This window comes from Nocardia thailandica NBRC 100428 (assembly GCF_000308795.1).
GTDB classification, from domain to species: Bacteria; Actinomycetota; Actinomycetes; order Mycobacteriales; family Mycobacteriaceae; genus Nocardia; species Nocardia thailandica.
The window spans coordinates 55,538-62,813 of sequence record NZ_BAGK01000310.1; the positions used below are offsets into that span (position 1 = coordinate 55,538).

The following is a 7,276-nucleotide window of genomic DNA, read 5'->3' on the forward strand; positions in this document are numbered from 1 at the left end:
CGTCCAAGGTTTGCGACGAAACCCTTGGGCAAAAGAACTTTTCGGCCTTTCAATACAGATCAGGCGGGCAAGCGACAAGTGGGATCAGGCGGGCAAGCGGTTTCGGCAAAACGCTGCCAGCCCCCGGCGCAGAATTATCGCGGCGACGGTGAGAGCCAGAATCTTGTTGTCCTGAATCGGGAGTACGCCCGCGATCGCAGCGGCATCAGTATTGAATTCACCGGTCAAAGCTGCCATGACCTCGGTCGCGCATACCGTATCACGGAAACTCTCTATCCGATCCTCGAACCATTGCATGCCGAAACGCCGGTTCTGGTCGTCGTCCATCGCACCCGCACCGAAACCAACTCCCAACAGTTCAGCACCGAGCAGGGCGTACAGTTCGTCATCGTCACTGTCGTTCAGCAGGCTCAGAATCTCGGTCATGGTTCGGCTCTCCTCAAGGAATTCGCGATGGTACTGGTCAATGTCATGGCGATCGTCTGTCTGAGAAACAGGTTGCTTTCGACCCGACCAGGAAGTTCGGCTTGGTCGGGAGGGAGGTCGATGAATGCCGATGAATCGATGACAGCGGTCATGAGTCCGTGAAAGGACAACGAGCGCTTGGTATCGACGAGTCGTTCGAACCGACGTACACCCCAGCAGCGCAATGCTGCACGGGGACCATCAGATTCGAAGTATTCCACGCCACGGATCAATGCGTCGAAGTCGACCAGCGCGAGATCGTCGTCCATCGGGGTGTCTCGGTCCTGTTGCATAGTGCGCAGGAATCCCTTCGTGCGAGACGGATCAGCGTCCAGCCATGTGTCGTACCCTCTCACGAGTTTATAGGTCGCGGGCGCATTGAGCGTTGTGTCGAAAGCCGGCGAGGAGAACAGCATGTCCCAACAGCGAGGATCGAGTGGCTCCCGCATATCGGCGCCCAGACGGACCATGGCCGACGTTCCGTGACCCAATGCGGCCAGCGCGGTGGCGTCGACGCCACTTCGTGCGGCGATTCGGGCAACTCTATCAGCGGTGCTCGGATGCGTCTCCGGCGATCGGATGAACAGCGAGTCCGCGCCGATGGTAATAGCGGACAACCCGATGACCGCGCTTTGCGCGACCAGGGTCGCCGCCTTCGGCCCGCCCAACGATCGAACCACCAGGTCGAATCCGAAGGCATCCGCCTCGAACTCGAGATCGCGACGTACGGCACTGGTAGCGTCATGCGCGCGCCGCGTGTGTCCGAGAACGATATGCCCGAGTTCGTGAGCCACGAAAAACGTCAACGCAAGGAGTGCGGGCACCCCGTCGTCCACGCGTGCACTGTCACTCAGTCGGATAGGCACACCGACCTGCGACGAACTACCCTCGATCCGCTGCGAGAGGATGTTGTATCGGATGCTGGCGGCACCGGCGAGAATCATATCGCTGGTCTCGGCGAGCGTGCCGCGGTGCGCCGCCCACATACGCCTTCCCAGTGATAACAGTCGAAAACGACTCTGCTCGCGCGCCCACAATAATGTCAGGTCTCGAAGCAGCCCAAGTAGGGATATCTGTGCGTCGGAGACTCGAATCAAGTGTGTTCCATCAGCTTTGGTCACGGATGCCGCTTCCACCGTCGGCTGGTTCACAGTCACAACGGCTGTGCGGTTCGCCTCTACCCGATCAGAGGGAGCGAGGTGTTCGGCGAGGGTATCCAGCATGCCTTGCAGGATCGAGTCGAACAGTCCTTGTGCACCGCCGTGCATTTCGAAAGCAGGCCCGACGTGTGCCAGGACCGAGCGCCCCACCTGATGAGATCGCAGCCGTTCGATCGTCTTGTCTCTGGGAACGTGCAGGTCCAGACGCATCTTCTGCGCCATGGTCTCAGATTGTTCATCAGTCATGCGGACCATCCGCGTGCAACGGGGTGATGCCCCTGTCCGAGGGGCTGGATGCGCAGGTGTGTACAGCTAGTCCGACCATCCCTCCTAGTCGTCGCAACCTGCGGTGGCGTTACACTGCAACGACTTACATGCGTCCGCCCTGTACATTCCACGCATCTCGATCGGCACCCAGACCACGCGACCAACAGGGACAACCGACTTCGAGTCCGATACTGGCAACATCTCCAACGGGCCACCCATCGCGAAGTTCGGTAGCCGGGCGAGCGCCCAGCCGCTGGTTCGGCACAGTAGCACGGGTCGCGCTGCACAATGCCCGATTGGCCAGGCCATGCCTCCTGAATCGCTATAGTGCCGATCTCTACCGTTGACCTACCCGCCGGCGCAGAGCTCAACGGTCGGCCGCACACGCCGCGGGCGACCGTTGAGCGGCGTCACGGAGTGGCGATGGGGAACGCGTGGTCGAAATCGTCGAGCACGCCCGCCAGTGTGTCGAGGGCGCTGTTGTCGCCGGTGAGTGTGTCTGGCCGGAAACGACCCGACTCGGCGCCGACGCTGGTTCACCAACGTGGAGACGAGGAATGGAGGTTGTGCGCCGTAGTTGACGTCGGCCTCCTGACCTCACCGTTCCAAGGTCTCGTCGAGGTAGCGGGCGAAGCTGCGGGCGTCGCGGGCGCGCGCGACACGCAGGTTCTGGATGTTGTGCGGGAGTGGTTGGCCCTCTCGGCGCAGGTGTGCGCCTTCAGCTGCGAGACCCAGGGCATTTCCTGGCAGTTCCCGATTACGCCGCAGCTGTGCGCCCTCGTGTCAGGCCACCATTTCCGAACGGTCCGAACCCTGCTGCGGAGCCCTCGCGGCAGCCACACCCCGGGGCGGTGTCCCTATGTTCCTGTCAATGGGTGGGCTCGGTGATCGAGAGTGTTTGGCGGCAGGTGAGGGAGTCTCGTGCGGTGAATCCGGCTCGTCCGTAGAGCCGGTTCGCAGACTCGCGTGAGGGTCTGGAGGTGAGATCGACGGTGCGTGCTCCGGCTTGGCGGGCGAGTTCGACTGCGATGTTGGTGAGTTCGAACGCGACGCCCTTGCCGCGGGCGGATTCGTCGACGACGACGTCTTCGATTCGGGCGCGGGTTCCGGTCGGGATGGTGTAGGTGACAGAGGGTGGGCATGCCGACGACGCCGTCATCGGAGTTTGCGATGAGCAGCCTCCTGCGGATCTCGATGAAGAGCATCCCCTCAAGGGTGTCGAGGGCATGTGCTGGCACCGAGTGATGGCCATTGACGTGACAGACCCGACCGGTCCCGATATCGATAAGGCAGGGGTTAGCGCTTGGGGTTCGGGGTTTGCAGGTGGAGCTCGAGCGGCACGGCCAGTAGCGGACTACCCTAGCGTGATACCGCTCCGCGCGTTCCAGGGTGCGGCCTCGCCGCGGAGTGTTCGGTAAACGGTCGTTTTCCGAACGATCAGCCCCTCGCCCTACGTCGTCCGGAGTGGCTTTCGACATGGGTATCGATCAGGAAACCTGCGACAGCAAATCCTGCGTTGACGGCCAGCTTCGCGTGTCGCGGTGCTGGCCGGACGGAGGTCTTGCCGCGGCCGTGTGAATCACTCAAGCTGTTGCGCATCGCCGCCAGACCGTTCACGACCGTAGCCACACCGCTCAGGATCTGTTTGATGGTCTGCTCGGTGTACCGGTCCGGTGCGATGTCCATGGATGCAGCCGCCGCCTTGTACAGCTTTGCGAGATCCCCACCGTCGTCGTACGCGACCCCTCGCTCGTCGCAGATGTGTTTACAGACGCTCTCCAGCGTGGTCCGAGCCGCCGTGATCGCGCCCTCAGGGTCACTGACGACCTTGTCCAACGCCGCGTTCCAGGACCGCTCGACAGCTTCCCAGTCTTCGAGCTGGTCAAGTCGGTCGGAAGCAGCCATCGAGCCTGGCGAACTGCCCTTCAGAAGCAGCCCTCGCAGTTTCGCGATGTCCTCATCTGAAGGCATCGAATACCTGCTCGAACCCTCGAGGGTGCACAGGTTGAGGAGGAAGCGACGCTGGTCATCCCTGGAGAGGCTCCGCAACCCCGTCTCGAAAAGCTGCCAACGCGAAGGCCCCCCGCCCCCCGTCGCGTACGGACCGAGTACGTCGGTGTAGTCGGCGAAGAGACGGTGGATCTCAGGCCCGCTGAACCCGGTCTCTCGTGCGAACATGTCGGTTGCGAGCTTGATGACGCTGTAGGACAGCGTGGTACGAACCATCAGCGGATCATCGCACCCCACAGCATTCCCATCACGCCCGTTTTGCTGGCCCGGGGTGTGTCCGGAGTCTTGAGGGCGAACGCGGGGGAGCGGCTCGGCGCGGTGCCTACGCTCGACGGGTGACTGATTTCGTTGTCGGCCCCGGCGGAACGCTGCCGGACGTCGCCAGATCGATGGACGCGCACGCCCTGCTGCTGGGGCAGCTGCCGCTGCTCGTCCTCGCCGCCAGCTTCCGCGCCACCCAGATCGACCGCGGCGGCCACCTCGTCGCCGCCCGCGCGGATCGGGCGCGCCGAGCGCCTGGCCGCCGCCCGCACCGACATCGAACCGTGCATCGCCGCGCTGCCGACCACCGGCTGGCCCGACGCCCTCACCGGGCGCTGCGACGCCCTCGTCCTCCACAGAGTGGGCTGCTAGGGTCCGGCTATTTCTGACCACCCGCTCATCTTCGATTCTCGCCGGGGTCGGTCGTTCGGATTCAATCCAGCTGCTCGCCTATTGCGACGGCCAAGTTCGTCCCGTTCGTTTCTCGGCGGAGTCGGGCGAGGTCCAGGGATTATTTGCTCCCGCGTTGGTCAGCATTCAGATATTTGGAGAACTGCCGCCATGTGAACACGGCGAACAAAAATGCAAGAACAATAAACGTCGCGCGTGCGGAGCTATCGGCACGCACCTGCGCGGCGAATACTGCTGTTCCGAAAACCGAGGCGATGCCAGCAAACACGATCGACAGCGCAAGGTGGTGCGCGTGTCGCTTCGCAGGCCCTTTATCGGTGGTGGTTGCCGTCATGCCGTTGCGGTTCGCAGCAACTGCTTCCTGCATCCGACGGCGGGTGTCGGCGAGAGCCAGCATCTTTTGAACGGCTTGTGCTTGCTGTTGTTCGCGACTCCGCCTGGCCTGCACCACGTAGGGCTTCACGGGCCGTAGGCGGTTCGAACTAGTAGGTTCTGATTTGCCAGTGCGATGTGCAGCGGGCTTGGTGCTGCGGGCGTCTTTCCAGCGTTGACGGACCTCTGCGAGATCTGCCTTCCTTTCCGCGGCCTGCTCGCGTTGCCGGGAGGCAGTGCTGGCTTGGGGTCGTGGTTCGGTGCTGCGGGCACCCTTCGAGTGTTCACGGGCCTTCGCGAGATCTGTCTTCCTTTGCGCGGTCTGGTCGCGTTGCCGGGAGGCGGCAGTGCTAGCTCGGGGTCGTGGTTCGGAAGCAGAATGCCGGCTCGGTGAGTCCGCAGCTGGAGCGCTGGCCCTGGCCGCGATTCGTTTGGCCGCCGGATTAACCGGGGTGATTCGACCGGTGGGATCATACGTATACAATGCCATGTCGACTTCATTTGCGTAGCTCACGGCGTGGGTGCTATAGGGCGACGCCGCGAAGAAGAACAGCTGAAGCTCAAATCTCTTCCCACGGGCGCCAAAGAGGCGTTGAAGCTCAGGCCGGCCGACCTGTCCTGCCCGCCACTTGACCTGCGCGATCGCTCCACTGGCGCGGACATCAATGCCGCCGTCCGCGCCCGACGCTGTAACCCGAGCGTCGCTGAAGCCTAGCGAACGCATTTGGACCGCAGCATTCTCTTCGGCCTCGTACGGGGTGGCTATGTACTTCAACTGAATCCTCTAGCGGCTGACATCGAAGGCTCACGTGGCTCGGTGAACTGACGTCAGGGTACCGATCGCGGATGACAAGCCCGTCGTGAACCGCCAGGCAGGGTAGAGACGCCCGATTGCGGCCGGGACGATCCGCCGCACCACGCCTACCTGCGGCACGGAAGTGCGTCACGGACTCAAGCCGAAATCACGTAACGCGCCGATAGTGCCGAGGGAGTTTACCCGGCTGCGAGCGTGGGCGCGAAATGTGGTGAGGGGGCGCAACTCAGGCGCGGCCAGGCCGATTTGGGGGCAGAAGGTGAAGTAGTCGAGCCTCGGCAGCGTGGCGACGTCATGCACCTGCCACCGACGCCGACACGACGGCTTGCTGACCGCCGACGCCGAACGAATTGAGGAACATTCGCTCAGCGGGTCCGGTGCCGGCGCTAACCGTGCCTGGCAGCAGACCACCTGCCGTAGGCAGGTCGGTTGCCTGCAGGCCCGGACCATCGACGGCGAGATGGTTTGGCCGCCGATGTCTGGAGGCGGGAGCGGTCGGTTCTCACTGTGGCCCGCTTGGAGGTCGCAGGTCGATTCCTCGGCGGCGCACATCGAAGATGGGAACGCGGGGCGACGTGCGAATTTCGAGTGGTCGACTGGTAATCGAAGCCGACTGCGGGCGATGGGATTCACCGACGCGGTCGTCACGGCCGGGGCGCCGACGGCGGCATCGACGTACGGTCCAGTGTCGCTCTGGCGCAGGTCAAATGGCGCGGGGGCGCAGTATCGCGACCGGATGTGCAGCAGCTCTTCGGCGCACATGGCAGCGACTTCGGTAAGGCGCTGCTGTTCTTCGCTGCGTCGGACTACTCCCAGCCGGCGGTCGAGTACGCCGACCGGCACAGCATCGCCCTGTTCGTCTACCATCCAACCGTCCAAATCGAACCCCGAAATCCCTACCGGCAGCGATGCTCGGTGCTGCCGCTGCAGCTGCCGCCGGTGGAGGCGCAGGCTTCTACAGCGCACCCCTGAACCCTGCAGGCTTGAGCCGACATCGCGGCGGCGCGGCGATCCAACCGCGACCGGCTCCTTCGCAGCAGGGCTTCTTCCGCCGACAATGGCGTCTGATCGGGCTGGTCATATTCGCTCTCGGCGCGTTTGGCGGAATCCTCGGCACGTTGGACCCGGACGAGACCCGCGGAGAAACACACCTTGGCAACTTCGGTGCCTTCGTTCTGTGTACCGGGCTGACAGTCCTGTTCTGGTACCTCTACCGCACACACCGCGACTGCCGAACACGGTGATTCGACAGGCCGCCGCGTCATTCGCTCGCAGGGCAGCTTCGGGATCCCCGATGTCGTCGGCGGCGAGGGGTGAACCCCGCCACGGTGCTCGCGGTGCGGCGGTGAGCACGGTGATCTGATGCTCGCCAGGGTCCAGTGACACGTCAGGCCAGGGCCGCGGCGCCGAATCCGGTCGCCCCGGTGGCAATGATCGGTCCGCGGGTTACGGCGGCGCAGACCGAGTACCCGGCCCGCGCCCGCACCGGACGACTGGGTCCTAGTCGCCGGCGTTG

Annotated in this window: 7 protein-coding genes and 1 pseudogene; 1 reads left to right on the forward strand and 7 read right to left on the reverse strand. The window is 63.7% G+C overall.

Annotated elements, in window-relative coordinates:
• Positions 1-84: 84 nt before the first annotated feature.
• From ON36_RS35255 to ON36_RS37010, 7 genes and pseudogenes are all read right to left on the reverse strand, one after another.
• On the reverse strand, positions 85-426 hold the full coding sequence (locus ON36_RS35255; protein WP_043661500.1) for a hypothetical protein: 342 nt from the start codon (positions 424-426) through the stop codon (positions 85-87).
• Positions 423-1,847 carry a phage exclusion protein Lit family protein gene (locus ON36_RS31685; protein ID WP_157225130.1) on the reverse strand — a complete coding sequence of 475 codons (1,425 nt, stop codon included), beginning with the start codon at positions 1,845-1,847 and terminating at the stop codon, positions 423-425. The genes ON36_RS35255 and ON36_RS31685 overlap by 4 nt, the downstream gene beginning before the upstream one ends.
• Positions 1,848-2,760: 913 nt before the next feature.
• Positions 2,761-3,051, reverse strand: a complete 291-nt coding sequence (locus ON36_RS31690; RefSeq protein ID WP_052314598.1) for a GNAT family N-acetyltransferase — start codon at positions 3,049-3,051, stop codon at positions 2,761-2,763.
• A gap of 278 nt (positions 3,052-3,329) precedes the next feature.
• Positions 3,330-4,118, reverse strand: coding sequence for an abortive infection family protein (locus tag ON36_RS31695; protein ID WP_043661505.1), 789 nt, complete (start codon positions 4,116-4,118; stop codon positions 3,330-3,332).
• Positions 4,118-4,471: a hypothetical protein gene (locus ON36_RS31700; RefSeq protein ID WP_157225131.1), complete on the reverse strand. Its 354-nt coding sequence runs from the start codon at positions 4,469-4,471 to the stop codon at positions 4,118-4,120. The genes ON36_RS31695 and ON36_RS31700 overlap by 1 nt, the downstream gene beginning before the upstream one ends.
• A 203-nt stretch (positions 4,472-4,674) precedes the next feature.
• Entirely contained in the window at positions 4,675-5,037 is a 363-nt protein-coding gene (locus ON36_RS36525; RefSeq protein ID WP_245558289.1) for a hypothetical protein, read from the reverse strand.
• 411 nt (positions 5,038-5,448) lie between these two features.
• Positions 5,449-5,721, reverse strand: a pseudogene (locus ON36_RS37010) (restriction endonuclease); the annotation flags it as partial.
• A gap of 666 nt (positions 5,722-6,387) precedes the next feature.
• Between ON36_RS37010 and ON36_RS31705 the strand changes: the two are divergent.
• Positions 6,388-6,732: a restriction endonuclease gene (locus tag ON36_RS31705; protein ID WP_083885590.1), complete on the forward strand. Its 345-nt coding sequence runs from the start codon at positions 6,388-6,390 to the stop codon at positions 6,730-6,732.
• Positions 6,733-7,276: the final 544 nt, after the last annotated feature.

Coding starts and splice junctions, on each gene's coding strand:
- ON36_RS35255 (WP_043661500.1), bottom strand. CDS start 426: ATGACCGAGATTCTGAGCCTGCTGAACGACAGTGACGATGACGAACTG.
- ON36_RS31685 (WP_157225130.1), bottom strand. CDS start 1,847: ATGGCGCAGAAGATGCGTCTGGACCTGCACGTTCCCAGAGACAAGACG.
- ON36_RS31690 (WP_052314598.1), bottom strand. CDS start 3,051: ATGACGGCGTCGTCGGCATGCCCACCCTCTGTCACCTACACCATCCCG.
- ON36_RS31695 (WP_043661505.1), bottom strand. CDS start 4,118: ATGGTTCGTACCACGCTGTCCTACAGCGTCATCAAGCTCGCAACCGAC.